Origin of the sequence: Haloplanus sp. HW8-1 (assembly GCF_023703795.1) — an archaeon.
Taxonomy (GTDB): domain Archaea; phylum Halobacteriota; class Halobacteria; order Halobacteriales; family Haloferacaceae; genus Haloplanus; species Haloplanus pelagicus.
The window spans coordinates 2,929,586-2,946,118 of sequence record NZ_CP098518.1 but is presented as its reverse complement, the minus strand read 5'-3'; the positions used below and the strand labels follow the sequence as shown (position 1 = coordinate 2,946,118).

Annotated in this window: 16 protein-coding genes and 1 tRNA gene; 12 read left to right on the top strand and 5 right to left on the bottom strand. The window is 69.0% G+C overall.

Features of this window, described 5'->3' with window-relative positions; genetic code table 11:
- Positions 1-2 precede the first annotated feature (2 nt).
- Together NBT82_RS15345 and NBT82_RS15340 are read right to left on the bottom strand one after the other, a co-directional pair.
- Positions 3-680 carry a metallophosphoesterase family protein gene (locus tag NBT82_RS15345; protein WP_251328979.1) on the bottom strand — a complete coding sequence of 226 codons (678 nt, stop codon included), beginning with the start codon at positions 678-680 and terminating at the stop codon, positions 3-5.
- A gap of 146 nt (positions 681-826) precedes the next feature.
- The gene (locus NBT82_RS15340) at positions 827-1,399 is read right to left on the bottom strand and encodes an IMP cyclohydrolase (RefSeq protein ID WP_251328978.1); all 573 of its coding nucleotides are present in this window, start codon (positions 1,397-1,399) and stop codon (positions 827-829) included.
- Positions 1,400-1,542: 143 nt separating this feature from the next.
- Here NBT82_RS15340 and NBT82_RS15335 point away from each other — a divergent pair, with 143 nt between their 5' ends.
- From NBT82_RS15335 to NBT82_RS15305, 7 genes are all read left to right on the top strand, one after another.
- A complete protein-coding gene (locus NBT82_RS15335) occupies positions 1,543-1,992 on the top strand; it encodes a pyridoxamine 5'-phosphate oxidase family protein (protein WP_251328977.1) in 450 nt (149 codons plus the stop codon).
- 208 nt (positions 1,993-2,200) lie between these two features.
- Positions 2,201-2,698 carry a FlaD/FlaE family flagellar protein gene (locus NBT82_RS15330; protein ID WP_251328976.1) on the top strand — a complete coding sequence of 166 codons (498 nt, stop codon included), beginning with the start codon at positions 2,201-2,203 and terminating at the stop codon, positions 2,696-2,698.
- A 122-nt stretch (positions 2,699-2,820) separates the two neighbouring features.
- Positions 2,821-2,893, top strand: a tRNA-Gln gene (locus NBT82_RS15325).
- A gap of 276 nt (positions 2,894-3,169) precedes the next feature.
- Positions 3,170-4,432, top strand: coding sequence for an outer membrane protein assembly factor BamB family protein (locus NBT82_RS15320; protein WP_251328975.1), 1,263 nt, complete (start codon positions 3,170-3,172; stop codon positions 4,430-4,432).
- 102 nt (positions 4,433-4,534) lie between these two features.
- On the top strand, positions 4,535-4,747 hold the full coding sequence (locus tag NBT82_RS15315) for a hypothetical protein (protein ID WP_251328974.1): 213 nt from the start codon (positions 4,535-4,537) through the stop codon (positions 4,745-4,747).
- 96 nt (positions 4,748-4,843) lie between these two features.
- On the top strand, positions 4,844-6,184 hold the full coding sequence (locus NBT82_RS15310) for an APC family permease (RefSeq protein WP_251328973.1): 1,341 nt from the start codon (positions 4,844-4,846) through the stop codon (positions 6,182-6,184).
- Positions 6,185-6,280: 96 nt separating this feature from the next.
- Positions 6,281-7,426, top strand: coding sequence for a pyridoxal phosphate-dependent aminotransferase (locus tag NBT82_RS15305; protein WP_251328972.1), 1,146 nt, complete (start codon positions 6,281-6,283; stop codon positions 7,424-7,426).
- A 5-nt stretch (positions 7,427-7,431) separates the two neighbouring features.
- On the opposite strand, the gene NBT82_RS15300 is transcribed toward NBT82_RS15305, so the two are convergent.
- Positions 7,432-9,570: a PAS domain S-box protein gene (locus NBT82_RS15300; protein ID WP_251328971.1), complete on the bottom strand. Its 2,139-nt coding sequence runs from the start codon at positions 9,568-9,570 to the stop codon at positions 7,432-7,434.
- 97 nt (positions 9,571-9,667) lie between these two features.
- Here NBT82_RS15300 and NBT82_RS15295 point away from each other — a divergent pair, with 97 nt between their 5' ends.
- The 3 genes from NBT82_RS15295 to NBT82_RS15285 are packed head-to-tail and all read left to right on the top strand — an operon-like array spanning position 9,668 to position 12,252.
- Positions 9,668-10,588: a DUF5995 family protein gene (locus tag NBT82_RS15295; protein ID WP_251328970.1), complete on the top strand. Its 921-nt coding sequence runs from the start codon at positions 9,668-9,670 to the stop codon at positions 10,586-10,588.
- Positions 10,589-10,619: 31 nt separating this feature from the next.
- Complete coding sequence (locus tag NBT82_RS15290; RefSeq protein ID WP_251328969.1) at positions 10,620-11,783, top strand: thiolase C-terminal domain-containing protein; 1,164 nt, start codon at positions 10,620-10,622, stop codon at positions 11,781-11,783.
- Positions 11,776-12,252, top strand: a complete 477-nt coding sequence (locus NBT82_RS15285; RefSeq protein WP_251328968.1) for a Zn-ribbon domain-containing OB-fold protein — start codon at positions 11,776-11,778, stop codon at positions 12,250-12,252. The genes NBT82_RS15290 and NBT82_RS15285 overlap by 8 nt, the downstream gene beginning before the upstream one ends.
- On the opposite strand, the gene NBT82_RS15280 is transcribed toward NBT82_RS15285, so the two are convergent.
- A complete protein-coding gene (locus NBT82_RS15280; protein WP_251328967.1) occupies positions 12,249-13,877 on the bottom strand; it encodes a Na+/H+ antiporter NhaC family protein in 1,629 nt (542 codons plus the stop codon). The genes NBT82_RS15285 and NBT82_RS15280 overlap by 4 nt on opposite strands.
- 196 nt (positions 13,878-14,073) lie before the next feature.
- On the opposite strand from NBT82_RS15280, the gene NBT82_RS15275 reads away from it, so the two are divergent.
- Entirely contained in the window at positions 14,074-14,586 is a 513-nt protein-coding gene (locus NBT82_RS15275) for a hypothetical protein (RefSeq protein ID WP_251328966.1), read from the top strand.
- Between the two features lie 57 nt (positions 14,587-14,643).
- Entirely contained in the window at positions 14,644-15,117 is a 474-nt protein-coding gene (locus NBT82_RS15270; RefSeq protein ID WP_251328965.1) for a redoxin domain-containing protein, read from the top strand.
- Here the strand turns inward: NBT82_RS15270 and NBT82_RS15265 are convergent, their stop codons facing one another.
- The gene (locus NBT82_RS15265) at positions 15,118-16,482 is read right to left on the bottom strand and encodes a response regulator (protein WP_251328964.1); all 1,365 of its coding nucleotides are present in this window, start codon (positions 16,480-16,482) and stop codon (positions 15,118-15,120) included. It lies immediately after the preceding gene.
- Between the last annotated feature and the right edge of the window lie 51 nt (positions 16,483-16,533).

The following is a 16,533-nucleotide window of genomic DNA, read 5'->3' as shown; positions in this document are numbered from 1 at the left end:
CGCTATCGGCCCTCGTACAGTCGCGACCCGATCCGTTCCGGCAGCCCCGCCTCCCGCACCGCCGCGACGACGGCGTCGACGTCGTACTCGACACGCCGTTCCTCGACGGTCACGGCGTCCCCGCCGCTCCCCGCGTTCAGGTCGACCACCGCGTAGCCCGCCCGCGGGTCGCCGTCCCGCGGTTGTCCGACGCTTCCGGGGTTCATCACCACCCCCTCGTCGAAGACGCGATGCCCTTGGACGTGGGTGTGACCCGTGACGAGGAGGTCCTCGCCGTCGAGCATCGACGCCGAGAACTCCTCGGGGTAGGTGTACCGGTCCGGATCCGCCGGGTGACCGTGGACGAGTTTCACGCGCCCGTCCGCGACGACGCGGGCGTCCGGGAGGTCCGCGAGCCACGAGAGGGCGTCCTCGTCGAGTCGCTCGCGGGCGTAGTCGACGCCCGCCGCCGCCATCGCGTTGAACCGGAAGCCCGTGTCGCGAGCCACCGCGCGGTCGTGGTTCCCCATCACCGTCGGGATCGACCGTTCACGGACGGCGGCAACGCAGTCGACCGGCCAGGAGTTGTAGCCGACTACGTCCCCCGCACAGACTAGCCGGTCCACGGTCGGCATGTCGTCGAGGACGGCGTCGAGGGCGATCCGGTTGGCGTGGATGTCCGAGATGACGCCCAGTCGCATAGTCCCGCTTGCGCCCCGCCGCGGTTAGGCTTTGTCGTGTCCTCCCCCGGGACTGTCCTGCCCGCCGCCGTGGGCGCAATCGTCCGGCCGCCATCGCCATCGACCCCGTCTTGGATCCGAACTCCAGCGACGCGGTCGGGCGGCGTCTACTCTCCGTTGACGACAGCCCTCTCTACGCTCCCGTCGACCGCGACCCCCGCCGCACAGACCGCGTGTTCGAAGTCGAGGCCGTACGCCTCCCGGGCCGCCTCCGCGGCCGTCGTCGCCCCGAACTCGAAGCGCCGGGGGTCGTCCTCCTCGTAGGTGGCGACGAGGGTTGGCTCTGTGACCCGCTCCACCAGCAGCGCGTCCCGGCGGACGACCCCGACTGTCGCCGCGTCGTCCCCGACGACCCCTGCGATTCGCGGGGTGTCGTAGTCGTCCTTCTCGTAATCCAGCGAGAGCAGCGCCGTCGCCAGCGCGTCCCGCGCCGGATAGCCCATATCGAGTTTCTCCGTCACGGGATCGACGTGCGAGCCGTTGCCGAGGACCGCCCGGCCGTCGCTCTCGCGAACGCAGTTGTAGGATACGTACGGGTTGTCCGTCTCGGGGGCGTCGGGAGTGGGCGCGACGGTCAGCGTCCCTCCTCGTTCGACGATCCGACGGTTCGGGAAGGACCGAGAGGAGACACGGTAGGCGCCGATCCCCGGACCGACGACGATGAAGCGACCGATGTACATGCCCGACGTTTCCGCCACCGCCTACCTGGGTCTTTCCTTTCGTCCCGTGATGCCCGCAGCCAGCCGGACTGACCGACGCGGACGTTCCCAACGATTGAAAACCGAAGTGGAGATTTTTTCCTTCGTACGACGAACCACTATCGATGAGCTCGCCATATCACACACTTCTCGGTTCGAAAATGGATCCATCGGACATCGACGAGTTCCTCACGCGGACCGGTGTCGGGGTGCTCTCGATGAGTGTCGACGGCGTACCATACGGTGTCCCGCTGTCGTTCGGATACGACGGGGACTCCCTCTATTTCCTGTTCGTCGGTCGCTCTACGAAACTCAAAAAGGAGCGCTACGCGGAGCAATCCCGGCAAGCGAGTTTCGCCGCCTTCGACGTCGACCCCGACGGGAGTTGGCGGAGCGCCATCGTCGCGGGTCCGATCGACCGGATCACTCCGAACCGGTGGGACACCGCACGCGCGGCGCTGGCCGACAACGCGTTCGAGTCGGATCTCCTCGGAGAACACGACATCGAGGAACATCCCAACGTGTGGGCGCTCGACATCGAGGAGCGGTCGGGACGGGTCGTCGGTTCGGACTGACGGTCCCGACGCCGAACTCGACGCCCTCGAAGCGGGCGAGGAGACCCACCTCCAGCACGGCTCCGGTTCGGCCTCCGGGTGGCCGTGGGGATCGGGGACGCCGATCCCAAGCCCCGCGGAACCGTCGCGACGCTACGGATCCCGCTCTCGGACCTCCGATATCCGGTGTGATACCGGTCACAAGAGCCTTGAGCGACGGCGCCGATCGGTGGACGTGTTCGATCCCGGGGACTACGACGCGCGGGAACTCCGATCGCTCGCCGACACGGAGGACCCCAATACCGACATCGACCCCGAGTCGGGGGTTACACTCCCGCCAGTGGAGGGGTCGGGGTATCGAGCGCCAGCGCCCGACGAACCCTCCCGAGAGCAGTGTGAGCGGCTGGTCGCTATCGGCGGCGTCGACCCCTCCGCCCTGGGCGAACGGCCCTATCTCGGGACCTTCCCGGACGCGCCCGAGGCCCGCCGCGTCGGCCGAGACTGGATCGCCTACCTCGTCCGGACGGCGGGTGAGACGGGAACCCGGAACGCGATCTCACGCTACCGCGCGCTCGGATGGCTCGGCGAGGACGCCGCCACGACTCTCGACGCCCGCATCGACGACGCGGTGGCGGCACTCGTTCCGGGTGGCGGGTCGCTCGACCGGGCCGACCACCTGCTGAGTTTCGCCCACGTGATCCGCTTGCTCGGCGTCGCGACGGCGTGACCGATCCGGGTCCCGATGGACCCGGGCGTCCGTCGACGGCGACCGACTTCGCAACACTCATATGCGACTCGCCGGTAGTGGCGGGTGAAGCTCCCGAAGCGGTTCGCGGGAGCCGACGTGTCAGTCCATTGGGGTAGCGGCCAATCCTGAAGCCTTCTGGGGGCTTCGACCCTGGTTCGAATCCAGGATGGACTATCCTCCGTTCGTTCCGAGCCTCGTTGGAGGGATCACCGTCCCCGCGTATCCGTCGTCACACCCAACGGCGTCCCGGGTGAGACGGTGATCGTGCCGGCAAACGCCATTGAGGGCGGATTCGACCGCCGGCCAGACCACCTCCTCGACAGACTGCGTCGCGAGAAGGCATGCGTCCTCACCTGTCCAGTCGGGACCAAGGGCCTTCCGGCGACGGCGCCCGCGTCGCCCCACCCCGCCCGTAGCACTATGTCCCTCCGGCGTGGACGCCTCCGCACGATGCCCACCTTTCGCTCCAGACGCGCCGTCCTCGGCGCCATCGGCCTCGCGGCGACCGGCGGCGTGGCCGGCTGTCTCGGTTCCCGACGGTCCGCGGCCGGTCGCATCGACGACGACGGCCTCCCGGCCTCGGCGACCGCCACGGCGTCGTTCCGTGGCGGCCTCCACCGTCGTGGCGTCTATCCCGACGCGACGGTTCCCGCCGAGCCCCGCGTCGAGTGGACGCTCCGCGGCGTGAACACGGGCGACCACACGGCGGCGAAGGCGAGCCCCGTCGCGACGCCGGGCGGTGACCTCGTGGTCCCCGGCGACACCGGCGACCTGCGACGGGTGACTCCGGCCGGCGACGTCGTCTGGACGGCCGCCGTCGAGGAGACGAGACGGGGGATCCACGGCACGCCCGCCATCGCCAACGGGACGGTCTACGTCGGCGCCTACGACGGCGCACTCTACGCGTTCGACCTCGAAACGGGCGAGCGGTTCTGGCGCCGAAAGCTCGGCGACGCCATCGGATCGAGCCCGGGATATCACGACGGCACCGTCTACATCGCCGTCGAGTATTACGAGCCGAGCGGCGCGATGTTCGGTGTCGACGCCGTCACCGGGGCGGTGGTCTGGGAGGATCGGCGACCGACGGACCACCCCCACTCGACGTGTGCCATCGACCGCGAGGCCGGGCGGCTCGTCGTCGGCTCGAACGACGGCAACCTGTACGCGTGGACGTATCCCGACCTGACGTTCGCGTGGTCGTTCTCGACCGGCGACGCGATCAAAGGCCCCATCGCGCTCGACGACGGGAGCGCCTTCTTCGGCTCGTGGGACGAACACGTCTACCGGGTCGCGCTCGACGACGGGACCCGGGAGTGGGCCGTCGAGACCGGGGACATGGTCATGTCCGGGCCGGCGGTCGAGACGACGACCGACACCGTCTACGTCGGGAGTCACGATTCCCGGCTCCACGCCCTCGATACCGCGACCGGGGACACGCGGTGGACGTTCGACACCGGCGGGTCGATCATCGGCTGTCCGACCGTCGCCGGGGATCACGTGCTCGTCGGCTCGTACGACCGGACCTGCTACGCGCTGGAGAAACGAACGGGTCGGGAACGCTGGGCAGTGGACGGCGTCGGCTCCGTGACCAGCGCCCCGACGGTCGTCGACGGCGCGGTCTACTTCACCGACCGGGCATCAGGCGCGTACCTCGACGACGGCGACGGGCCGACGGGTGGGCTGTACAAGGTCGGGTCGGCCGGGGCCGACTGACGTTGCGGGTCGGTCCGCGATGTAGCTGTGGCCGGGCGTCTCCGGTCCAACGGTTCGGGAATCGTCGGCATCATCTATATTCCGGTCGGACCGACATCGTGTATGAGCACCACTACCGTTCAGCGGATTCACGACCTGCTCGACGCCGTCCTACAGGAGACGACCGACGAGGAGGCGCGTTTCAAACTCCGGACGGCCATCCAGTTGCTCGAAGCCATCGAGGAGAATCACGGCCGCGCGAACGAAGTCCTCGACGACCTGGAACTGGCGCCGGAGACCCGGGACCGACTCCTCGAACTGGGCTATCTGGAGTGACGCTGGGGCGCCGCCCAGCCTCCCGCCCCGTCGCTCCCGTTCGATGGGGATCGGCGGAAACAATAACCGAGCGGACGTGACGAGGGGACGATAGGTATGCGTTCGATCCCAGCCCTGCTGTCCCGTGAGCGTTCCGGAACGCTCGGTCTCCCGGAGGTCGTCGCGATGGGCGTCGGCGGGATGGTCTCCGGCGGCATTTACGCCGTGCTCGGCGTCGCGATGCGTCAGACCGGCAACGCCGTTCCCATCTCCTATCTGATCGCGGGCGTCATCACGCTGCTGACCGCCCACTCCTATCTCAAACTCACCTTGCATTTCGGTGAGCACGGCGGGGTGTTCTCGTTCGTCGAACACGTCGTCGACAGCCCGACGGTCGCGGCGTACGTCGGCTGGGTCCTCGTCGTCGGCTACGTCGGCGTCATGGCGATGTACGCCTTCGCGTTCGGCGCGTACACGCTCACGGCCGCTCGCACCGTCGTCGGCGTTCAGCTACCCCAACTCCTGCGGCCGGTCATCTCCGTCCTCGTCGTCGCGGCGTTCGTCGCCCTCAACCTCCGGGGCGTCGAGGAGACCGGTCTCTTCGAGGACATCGCGGTCTACGTCAAGATCGTCATTCTCCTTTCGCTCGCCGTCCTGGGCATCGTCTTTTACGAGGGGAGCGTGACCGCGGTCGACGTGTTCGACCGCGGCGTGATCAGTCCCCTCACGGGGTTTGCGATCATTTTCGTCTCCTACGAGGGGTTCCAGTTGCTGATCTACGACTACGAGGAGATCGAGAACGTCGAGGAGGTGCTGCCTCGGGGGATGTATCTCGCCATCGCCATCGCCATCCTGATATACGTCTCCGTGTCGTTCATGGCGACGCTCCACCTGACGCCCGAACAGCTCGTCGCCCACGAGGAAGTCGCACTCGCCGAGGCGGTGTCACACGTCCCGGTGTTGGGGCCCGCCGGATTCGTCCTCGTCATCCTCTCGGCGATGAAGAGTACCTCGTCGGGGATCAACGCGACGCTGTTCGGCACCGCACGGCTCGTCGATAAGATCGCAACCGAGGGGGCGCTCCCCCGGATCTTCTCGTTTCGCAACCGGGCGGACGTGCCGGTCTACTCGCTTCTGATCATGGGGGGACTGACGGCCGCCTTCGCCGCCCTGGGTACGCTCACGTGGATCACCGAGTTCGGGTCCGTCGCCTTTCTGGTCTCCTTTGCGGTCACGAACTACGTCAACCTCCGCCTCGCCGACGAGACGGGGTCGAACCGCCTGTTTCCGGCGCTCGGCCTCGCCGGGACCACGGTCGCCGTTCCGATCGTCGTCTATCACCTCTATCGTACCGACGTCGGCGTCCTGCTCTGGATCGTTGGGGTGTTCGTGGCGGTCTTCCTCCTCGAATATCTCTACGTCGATCGGAGTTCGTACGCACCCGACGTGCCGCCGTGAGCCGCGGTCGGCCCCCGCCGACGTCGGGTCGGCACCCCTGATGTTCCGCGACCGGAGCGTATTCCCGTCCCACGGTCGTATCCACCGTCGTCACCGATGGTCTCCGAGCGCGCTGCCGACGTGACTCCGTTCCTGGCGATGGACGTTCTGGAGCGAGCGAACGACACCGACGACGCGATCCACCTGGAGGTCGGCGAACCGGACTTCGACCCGCCGGACCGGGTCGTCGAGACGGCCGTCGAGTCGCTGCGGGCCGGCAACACGAACTACACCGCTGCGCGGGGAAAGCCGGCCCTCCGCCGGGCTATCGCCGCCCACTACGACCGCACGTACGGCGTCGACGTCGACCCCGACCGCGTCGTCGTCACGCCGGGGTCCGCGACGGGCCTCCTGCTGTCGATGGCGGCGCTCGTCGATCCGGGCGACGAGGTGGTGCTCACCGACCCACATTACGCCTGCTATCCGAACTTCGTGCGGACGGTCGGGGGGCGCATGGAGACGGTTCCCCTGCGTCCGGCCGACGGCTTCCGTCCCCGGACGTCGGCGTTCGCCGACGCGATGTCCGCCGACACCACGGCGCTGTTGCTCAACTCCCCCGCCAATCCCACGGGGGCCGTGATGGACGGCGGGACGCTCGCGGACCTCGTGGCCCTCGCGGCCGAACACGACGCCACGCCCGTCGTCGACGAGGTGTATCACGGCCTCTCCTACGACGTCGAGGCACACAGCGCCCTCGAATACACGGACGAGGCCGTCGTCCTCGACGGGTTCTCGAAGCGATTCGCCATGACCGGCTGGCGGCTCGGGTGGATGGTCGTTCCACCGACCCTCGTCGACGCGGTGAACCGCCTCGCGCAGAACCTGTTCATCTGTGCCCCCAACTTCGTCCAGGACGCCGGCGTCGCCGCCCTGGAGACGCCCCCGGAACGACTCGACGCGATCCGCGAGACCTACCGGGAGCGTCGCGACCTCCTGGTCGACGCCGTCGCCGACTGGGGACTCGACCTGGGCTACACCCCGCAGGGTGCCTACTACCTCCTGGCCGACGTGAGCGACCTGCCCGGCGACGCGTTCGACGTCGCCGACCTGTTCTTGAAGGAGGCGGGGGTCGCGGTCACCCCCGGCGTCGACTTCGGCGAGGAGGCAGCGGACTACCTCCGACTCTCCTACGCGACCGACGCCGACGCGATCCGCGAGGCGATCGATCGCCTCGATGCCCTGCTGGCGACGGTCGACCGCTGAGCCGGTCACTCGGCGACGTCCACGCCCGAGACGTCGAAGCGGGCCCCGCCGGCCGCGCTCTCGGTCGCGTCGATCGACCAGCCGTGGGCCTCGGCCGCCTCCTCGGCGATGGCGAGGCCGAAGCCGGTGCCGTCCGTCTCGGTCGAGTACCCGCTCTCGAAGACCCGCTCGCGTTCGTCGTCGGGGATACCGGGGCCGTCGTCGGCGACGTAAAAGCCAGTCCCGTCGTCGAGCGTCCCGACCGTGACCGTCACGCCGCCCGCCGTCGCGCCGTGCTCCACCGCGTTCCGGAGGAGGTTGCTCAGGAGGTGTCGGAGGCGTCTCGGATCGGCGCGGATCGTCAGCGCCGTCTCGACGTCGAGAGTCGCGCCCGGCGCCTCGACGGTGCCCCAGCATTCCTCGATCAGTCCCGGGAGGGCGACCGACTCGATGTCGTCCACCCGGGTCCCCTCGCGTGCCAACCGGAGCAGATCCGTGACCAACTCGTCCATCCGGTCGAGGGCGCGTGCCGCGTCGGCGAGGTGATCGCAGTCACACTCCTCGCGTGCCAGTTCCACCCGACCAGCGGCCACGTTCAGCGGGTTCTGCAGGTCGTGGCTGACCACGCCGGCGAACTCCTCCAGACGCTCGTTCTGCCGTTGGAGTTCCCGCTCGCGACGACGGCGCTCGGTGACGTCCATGGCGACGCCGATGGCGCCCGAGACGCCGCCGTCCGGTTCGACGACCGGCTGGTAGGCCGTCTCGAAGAAGCGGTCGTCGATCCGCTGGATCGTGCTGACCTCCTCGCCGTCGAGGGCACGTTCGAGCGCCTCGATCACCTCCGGCCGTTCCGCGTACCGCTCGAACGCGGAGTCGCCGACGACTTCGCCCGGTTCCAGGCCGAGCGTCTCCAGTCCCCGCCCCTCCGACAGCGTGAACACGCCGTCGGCGTCGACCGCGAAGAGGACGACCGGCACGTTCGAGACGACCGTGTCCAACCGCTCTTTGGTCGCCTTCAGGTCCTCCTCGCGGGCCTTGCGCTCGGAGACGTCCCGACTGATGACGACGAACCGCTCGTCACCCTCCAGGTCGAGGCGCCGGAGATGGATTGCTACCGGAAACTCGGACCCGTCGCGGCGCCGGTAGACGCCTTCGAAGCGTCGCCTGTCGCCCACGTCCATCCCCTCCCACACCTCCCGTGCCGTCTCGGGGTCGATCCGCCGGTCGAGGTCCCACACCTTCATGTCCGTGAGTTCGGCCGCGTCGTACCCCGTCTCCTCGCACAGCCGGGGGTTCGGATCGATGATGTTCCCGTCGGTGTCGTGAACGTTGATCATGTCCGGCGAGTTCTCGAAGAGGGCTTCGAGGCGCGCGGAGGTCCGACGGAGACGCTCCGTGCGTTTCTCGCGCTCGGTGACGTCCTGAAACTGCGAGAAGACGGCGACGGCGTCGCCGTCGTCGTCGGTCACGACCCGGTTGTGCCACTCACAGACGATCACCTCGCCGTCCGCGCGGACGTTCTCGTTGACGCTGCGGTAGCCACCCCGATCCGAGAGCAGGCCCTCGACGACCTCTTCTACCCGGTCCCTGTCGGCCTCGGGGACGATCCACTCCCAGGACTTCCCGCGGAGTTCCTCCGCCTCGTAGCCGAGGATCTCCACCGCCGCGTCGTTGGCCCGGACGACCTCGAACCGCTCGTCCCACTCGATGACGCCGAGCGGCGACTGCTCGAAGAAAAGCGAGAGCCGTTCGCGACTGGCTTCGAGTTTCCGCCGCGAGCGGTACTGGTCGACCGCGTTCCCGATCCGGTTGGCCAGGACGGCGTACTGGCCGGTCCGGCCATCCTTCTGAAGGTAGTCGGTGACGCCGGCGGAGATGGCCTCGCTGGCGATCTCCTCGCTTCCCTTGCCGGTAAAGAGGATGAAGGGGAGTTCGGGACAGTCCTCGCGGACGGCCTCCAGGAACCCGATGCCGTTCCGGCCGGGCATGTCGTAGTCCGAGACGACACAGTCGACGTCGCCCTCCTCCAGTTGTGTCAGTCCCTCCCGAGCGCTCGTTGCCGTCTCGACGACGATTCGCTCGTCCTCCCGTTCCAGGAGTTTCGCCGCCATCGTCCTGAACTCGGGATCGTCGTCGACGTGCAACACCCGGATCGATGCGTCCATCTCGACGTGACAGTGTGCTCCCGGTCGTCAAAGGGATTCCGCCGGTCTCGGGCCACGCCACCATCTATTTGCTCGTACCCCACCTCCCTGACACCCGATGGCCGGCTACGCCGCGATGGTCCGACTGTTCGACGCCCGGCGCGTACGGGCGGCCCTCCTCGCCGCCCGGGTGACCGCGCCGACCCCCGACGATCACGAGACCGATCCGGTGTTCGTCGATCTGCTCGATACCCCCTTCGAGACCGTCGACGACGCCCACGACCGCCTGCGCGCACTCGAACGCCGACTGCGCGCCGCCGGCGACCGTCGGGCCGTCTTCCCGACGATCTACACCCGGATGACCCACGCCGTCCGCGCGGCCATCGACGACGGCCGCTTCGCCGATCCCGAGTGGATGCGCCGGTATACGGTGACCTTCGCGGACTACTACCGGCGGGCGTTTCTGACCTTCGAGCGCGGCGCGTACGCGGCCGTGCCGGCGCCGTGGCGAGTGGCCTTCGACGTCGCCGTGGCCGGCGACGCCCTCGTCGCTCAGGACGCCTTTCTCGGCATCAACGCGCACATCAACTACGATCTCGCGTTGACCCTCCGTGACCTGGGCATCGACCCCCGTCGCGCTCGCAAGCGCGCGGATCACGACCGGATCGACGACGTCCTCGCCGGCCTGGTCGACGCCCAGCAAGCGGCGCTGGTCGACCTCTACGCGCCGGGACTGTCGGCGGTCGACGCGACGTTCGGCCGGTTCGACGAGGCGTTCTCGCTGTTCTCCATGACCGAGGGGCGAGCGTGGGCGTGGCGCACGGCTGCCGTCCTGACCGACGTCCGCGCGGCACCGGCCCGTGCGGTCACCCGGTGGCTCCACCGGGCAGCGGCCACCGGGGGAGCCCGGGTAATCGGCTCGCCACCGATCGATCCGGCCGTCCTGGCGGCGCTCCGCCGGGTCGAGCGCGATCGGCTCTCGCTCGACGGGGCGCTCGACGCCCTCACCGACCACCTCGACGCCGCGAGTGGCACGTAAGATTAACTCGCTGGCCCGAGAGATGTGGTGTGTGAGCGAACCACACGTCGCGGCCGTCGGCACCTCGCCGTTCGGCCACACCGACCTCACGGGTCGGGACCTCTTCGGCGCCGCCGTCGTCGAGGCGTTCGAGGGGTTGCCCGACCCCGCCGACGTGGTCGAGGCGGTGTACGTCGGCAACCAGTCCGAGTCCTACGAGCGACAGATCATGTACGGGACGTTGCTCGCTGAGTGGGCCGGCCTGCGCCACGTCCCCGCCGAGCGCGTCGAGGGCTGTGCCGCCGCCGGCGCGATGGCCCTCCGTCACGCCGTCGAGGACGTCCGGAGCGGGCGCCGCGACGCCGTTCTGGCCTGCGGCGTCGAGAAGATGACCGCCGGGGGGACCGCCGGCGCCACCACCGCGCTCTCGGCGGCGTTCGACCGCGCGCTCGAAGGCCGCTCCGGCGTCACGGCGCCCAGTCAGTACGCCCTCCTCGCCAAGCGGTACCTGCACGACACCGAGGCGACGGAGCGTGATCTGGCCCGCATCGCGGTCAAGAACCACGCCAACGCCGTCGCCAATCCGCGCGCGCAGTTCCGGCGGGAGGTGGATGTCGAGACGGTCCTCGACTCCGCGTACGTCGCCCCGCCGCTGAAACTGTTCGACTGTGCGCCGATCACCGACGGCGCCGCCGCCGTCCTCGTCACGAGCGAGGACGTGGCGGCGACGCTGCCCGGCGACGCCGTCAGGGTCGCGGGCGTCGGCGCCGGCACGAACAACATCGCCGTCGCGGAGCGGAACCTCGCCGTCGTCGAGGGCGCCCGCGAGGTGACGACCCGGGCCTACGAGGCGGCCGGCGTCTCCCCCGCCGACGTCGACGTCGCCGAGGTCCACGACGCCTTCACCGTCTCCGAGGCGCTCCTCGCCGAGGCGGCGGGGCTGGCGCCACGCGGTCGGGGCTACGAGAGCGCGCTCCCCCCCGACGAGCGGGCCGAGGGATGGACCGCGACGCGCCTGAGCACGAGCGGCGGGCTCAAGGCCCGGGGTCACCCAATCGGCGCCACGGGACTGGCCCAGGCGGTCGAGGTGTACGAACAGCTTACGGGTACCGCGACCCCCGACCGACAGGTCGACGGCGCGACGACCGGCCTGCTGATCAACGAGGGCGGCGTCGCCGACGCCGTCACCGTCGCCCACGTCCTCATCCATGACTGACGACACGTCCCCACCGACGGCCCCACGTACCGCCGCCGACGTCACCGCCGACAGTCCCTTCACCCTCCCGGGGTTCTTCGCCGCCCTCGCCGACGGCGACCTGCTGGCCGCCGTCTGTCGGGACTGTGGCGCCCACCTGATCCCGCCGCGCCCGGCGTGTTACGCCTGCGGGGGGCGGACCCTCCGCGCCGAATCGCAGCCACTGACCGGCGACGTGATCACCTACACGGAGGTGCGTACGCCGCCGCCGGCGCTCGAAGCGCGGGCGCCCTACACCGTCGCGATCGTCGAACTCGACTCCGGCGCGCGGCTGACCGGACGGCTCACAGTCCCCCACGCCGACGCGGCCATCGGCATGCGCGTGCGCCTCACTACCCGGCCGCCCGACGACGACGAACTGGCGATGGCCCTGGACAACGAGCGCGACTGGCCGATCCACGAGTTCGACCCGATCGCGGCGGACGACTAGCCCTCGTCGGTCGACGTTCCCGCTCCCGTCTCGGCCCCACCACCGTCGTCCGCCCCTGGACTCGACGCGCCCGTCGACCCGATCCCGCGCCGTCGCGCGTCGAGGGTGGACAAGCCGTACACCAACCCCACGAGGACGAGGACGCCGATCGTGAGCAGGAGCCACGGACTCACGCGGGTGTAGCCCCACACGAGCAGGAGTCCGGCTGCCACGACGACGACGGTGACGGCGTAGTACAGTTGCGTGCGGACGTGGTCGATCAGATCGGCGCCGGTAAAGGTCGCCGAGAGGACGGTCGTATCGGAGATGGGCGAGGCGTGGTCGCCGAAGATGGCACCGGAGAAGACGGCCCCGACCACCGCGGCCACCATGGTGTGCCCGCCGGTCAGGTCCCAGGCGACGGGGACGGCGATGGGCGTCACGATGCCCATCGTCCCCCAGGAACTCCCCGTCGAGAAGGCGATGAACGCGCCCGTGAACAGGACGACGACCGGGAGGAGTCCGGGGTCGAGCACCTGGCCCGCCACGCTCCCGACGTACTCCCCGGTGCCGAGCGTCTCGACGACGTTACCGATGGACCACGAGAGCACGAGGATGGTCACCGCAGTGAGCATGACGCCGAAGCCGTCGATGGTCGTGTCGACGCTCTCGCCGAGCGAGAGGAGCCCGGTGCCGACGCCGATGACGTATGTCGAGGCGACCATCGCGAAGGAGCCGAAGATGAGCGCCACCGCGTAGTCCGCGCCGACGATCGTATCATAGAGGCTGGCGCCGGGACTGTAGCCGGTGTACAGCGCCGACCCCAGCGTGACGGCGATCAGCACGCCGATGGGGAGAAAGAAGGCGAGCAGTTTCGGCTCCTCGACGTTCGGCTCGCCGAGTTCGGCCGAGACGTCCTGCATCGGCCGGGCGTCGTCGCGGGTCACCTTTCCCGTCTCGGCGGCGCGGCGTTCGGCCGTGAGCATCTCGCCGTAGTCCCGCCCGCTCAATACGACGATCCCGACCATGGCGATGGCGAGGATGGCGTAGGTGTTGTAGGGGATCGACTGCAAAAACACGGCAAACGAGTTGGGAACCTCGCTCGCGGCGAGGTCGGTCGCCTCGTACCCCGACTCGATCATGGAGAGCTGGAAGGCGACCCACGAGGAGATGGTGAGCGTCGCCACCGGCGCCGCCGTCGAGTCGACGAGGTAAGAGAGCTTCTCGCGGGAGATCCGCAGGTGATCGGAGACGTCGCGCATCGTGCTCCCCACGACCGCCGTGTTGGCGTAGTCGTCGAAAAAGAGGAGCAGCCCGAGCAGCCAGGTCACCACACCGACCTTGCGTCGGCTGTCGAGGCGGGTGATGGCCCAGTCCCGCACGGCGTGGGAGCCACCGAGGCGCCAGATCATCGCCACCGCCGACCCGAGCAACAGCGTGAAAATGAGGATCTGGGCGTGGAAGGTACTCTCGCCGACGGCGGCGGCGATCCATTCGAACGCCCGCCCCAGCCCGATCCCACCGGTGACGATCACACCACCGGACCACACGCCGAGGAAGAGCGCCAACACCGCCTTCCGCGTGACGACGGCCAATCCGATCGCGAACAACGGCGGAACGAGCGAGAGCACGCCGAACTCGGCCATGCGATCCGTTTGCCCGGCCACCGTGTTAGTTGTTCGTTCATCGTCCTCGTCCGCTGAGCGGTGATCGCCCGCGCCAGAAGAGACAGTCTAGTGACAGTCTAGACCGACCTTCGACGGAGTTCCTTCGGAGTTTGAAAAATATTCACGTGGGTTCTCCGCCCGGTTCCGCGTGGAGGCTCACGACCTCCGACTCCCAATGACAGGACACACCGATCCGACCAGACGGCAGGTGCTCCGGAGTGGCGTCGCGCTCGGCGTCGGGGGACTGGCACTCCCTCTCGTCGCGCCCGCCGCGGCGACCCCGGGGAACGGCGACGAGCGAGGCAACGGCAAGACGTTCGGACGGGTCTACGCGAACGGCGTGCTCTGGCGGACGAACGTCGTGAAACCGCTCGACGAGCGGCCGGATCCCGAAGACAGGATCTACTTCCTCAACGACGGGGAACGGCGCATCGACGACAACGCCGACGCGAGCGACGACCAGCGGTCGCCGTTCGTCTCCGAATCCGCCCCCGGCGACGGGGACTGGAACGGGGGGAAGTGGACGCATTTCTCCGCCGAGGTGACGGACGTGGACGCGTTCAACGAGGACGCCCCACTGACCGACGCGGACGCCGTTCTCGAGAAGTCGTACATCGACGTGACTCTCGGTCGCCCCGGCTTCGGCCCGCCGGCGTACTTCATCTGTCCGCTCAACGGCCGCGCGTAACGGGGCCCGTCCCCGTTCGTGACTGGATTTATGCCGCCGCCGATCCACGTATCGCGTATGCCTGCACCCGGCGACACCGCACCCACGTTCACGGCGACCCTCGGCACCGCCGAACACGAATCGTTCGACCTCGCCGACCACCTCGGCGACGGCCCGGTCGTCCTCGCCTTTTTCCCCGGCGCCTTCACCCCACCCTGTCGGAACGAGATGCTCGGACTTCAGGAGCATCTCGACGACTTCCACGACGCCGGCGCGACCGTCTTCGGCGTGAGCGCGGATTCGCCGTTCTCACAGGGCGCGTTCCGCGAGAAACACGGCCTCGAATTCGACCTGGTGAGCGACATGGCGGGCGACGCCATCCGGGCGTACGATCTGGAGATGGATATTCCGGACCTCGGCCTCCACGGCATCGCGAACCGCGCCGTGTTCGTCCTCGACGCCGACGGGGTCGTCACCTACCGCTGGGTCGCCGACGACCCGACGAACGAACCCGACTACGGGGCCGTCCTCGACGCGGTCGCGTCGGCCTGATCAGTCGGTCCCCGTCCTCGCCCCGGTCCCCGATTTCGGCTCCCGATCGGCGCCGGACCCGGGGCTCGATCCCCGTTCGCGGCGTTCCTGCGTCATCGACAACCCACCGACGACCCGCCCGCACTCGTCGCGGACGGGCGCGACGTGGGCCTCGAACCGGCGGCCGTCGTACTCGAACTCGAAACGCCGCGTCTCGCCGGCGAGCGCGGCCCGGTAGTGGTCCAGATACCGCCGACGGAACCGATCCGAGTGGACGTCAGCCAGCGCCTCGCCTTCCATCTCCGCCTGCGAGATATCCAGTTTCTCGAACACCGTCCCGCCGACCACGGTGTAGCGAAGGTCGGTGTCGAACAGCGCGACGGCGCCGTTGGGAAGCGCCTCCGCGAGCGTCCGGTAGTAATGTTCCCGCTGCCGCCGTTCGGCCGCCTCGTGGGTTTCCAGGCGCCGCCGCGTGTCGGCCGCGTCGAGTGCGCTCTCGATCGTCTCCCCGAGTTCGGAGAGCACCGCCCGCTCGACCGCCTCGAAGGCGTGGGGATGGTCGGCGTAGATGGCGAGGACGCCGCGGTGGTCGTCCCCGTACGTGACCGGCACGACCGCCACGGATTCGAACCCGTAGCGGTCGGCGACCTCCCGCCACGGCTCGAACGACGGATCGTCTGGAATGCGCTGGACGACCTGTAACTCGCCCGTTCGGTGCGCTCGACCGCCCGGCCCCCGTCCCTCCGGGCTCTCGCCGCGGCGGATCGTCACCTCGTCGAGATAGGCGGCGGCGTCTCCCGCCGAGGCGGAGGCGACGATCTCGTCGCCGTCGGCGCCGCCGATCCACGCGAACCGGTAGTGCTCGGAGTCCGCGAGCGACTCACACACCGCCCGTTCGATCTCCTCGGCGGTCTCCGCCGACACCAGCCGACGGTTCACCTCGCGAATCAGCGTGTTGATGTGTTCCTGTCGCGCCGCCCGTTCTCGGGCGCGGGCGGCCTCGACGGCGTTCTCGATCCGGTTGGCCAGGATCGTATACTGATCCGTCCCCGGACCCTTGCGTACGTAGTCGGTGACGCCGGCGGAGATGGCCTCGCTGGCGATCTCCTCGCTTCCCTTGCCGGTAAAGAGGATGAAGGGGAGTTCGGGACGGTCCGCGCGGACGGCCTCCAGGAACTCGATGCCGTTTCGGTCGGGCATGTCGTAATCCGAGACGACACAGTCGACGTCGTCGCCGGCGAGGAGGTCGACTCCCTCGCTCGGGGTCGTGGCCGTGACAATCTCGGTCCGGGCCGACTCCCGTTCGAAGAACGTCGATGCCAGATCTAGCACCCTCGGGTCGTCGTCGACGTGCAACACCCGAATCGGGTCGGTTCTGGCACTCATCGAAGCCTCTAGGGTCCGGTTGGCGTGTAGTCGTATAAGTCTTCCAGATCG

Excerpts from the sequence above, each read along its gene's own strand:
- NBT82_RS15295 (WP_251328970.1), top strand. The coding sequence starts at position 9,668 with ATGGCCGGCTACGCCGCGATGGTCCGACTGTTCGACGCCCGGCGCGTA.
- NBT82_RS15320 (WP_251328975.1), top strand. The coding sequence starts at position 3,170 with ATGCCCACCTTTCGCTCCAGACGCGCCGTCCTCGGCGCCATCGGCCTC.
- NBT82_RS15265 (WP_251328964.1), bottom strand. The coding sequence starts at position 16,482 with ATGAGTGCCAGAACCGACCCGATTCGGGTGTTGCACGTCGACGACGAC.
- NBT82_RS15280 (WP_251328967.1), bottom strand. The coding sequence starts at position 13,877 with ATGGCCGAGTTCGGCGTGCTCTCGCTCGTTCCGCCGTTGTTCGCGATC.
- NBT82_RS15335 (WP_251328977.1), top strand. The coding sequence starts at position 1,543 with ATGAGCTCGCCATATCACACACTTCTCGGTTCGAAAATGGATCCATCG.
- NBT82_RS15285 (WP_251328968.1), top strand. The coding sequence starts at position 11,776 with ATGACTGACGACACGTCCCCACCGACGGCCCCACGTACCGCCGCCGAC.
- NBT82_RS15345 (WP_251328979.1), bottom strand. The coding sequence starts at position 680 with ATGCGACTGGGCGTCATCTCGGACATCCACGCCAACCGGATCGCCCTC.
- NBT82_RS15315 (WP_251328974.1), top strand. The coding sequence starts at position 4,535 with ATGAGCACCACTACCGTTCAGCGGATTCACGACCTGCTCGACGCCGTC.
- NBT82_RS15275 (WP_251328966.1), top strand. The coding sequence starts at position 14,074 with ATGACAGGACACACCGATCCGACCAGACGGCAGGTGCTCCGGAGTGGC.
- NBT82_RS15270 (WP_251328965.1), top strand. The coding sequence starts at position 14,644 with ATGCCTGCACCCGGCGACACCGCACCCACGTTCACGGCGACCCTCGGC.
- NBT82_RS15305 (WP_251328972.1), top strand. The coding sequence starts at position 6,281 with ATGGTCTCCGAGCGCGCTGCCGACGTGACTCCGTTCCTGGCGATGGAC.
- NBT82_RS15310 (WP_251328973.1), top strand. The coding sequence starts at position 4,844 with ATGCGTTCGATCCCAGCCCTGCTGTCCCGTGAGCGTTCCGGAACGCTC.
- NBT82_RS15340 (WP_251328978.1), bottom strand. The coding sequence starts at position 1,399 with ATGTACATCGGTCGCTTCATCGTCGTCGGTCCGGGGATCGGCGCCTAC.
- NBT82_RS15300 (WP_251328971.1), bottom strand. The coding sequence starts at position 9,570 with ATGGACGCATCGATCCGGGTGTTGCACGTCGACGACGATCCCGAGTTC.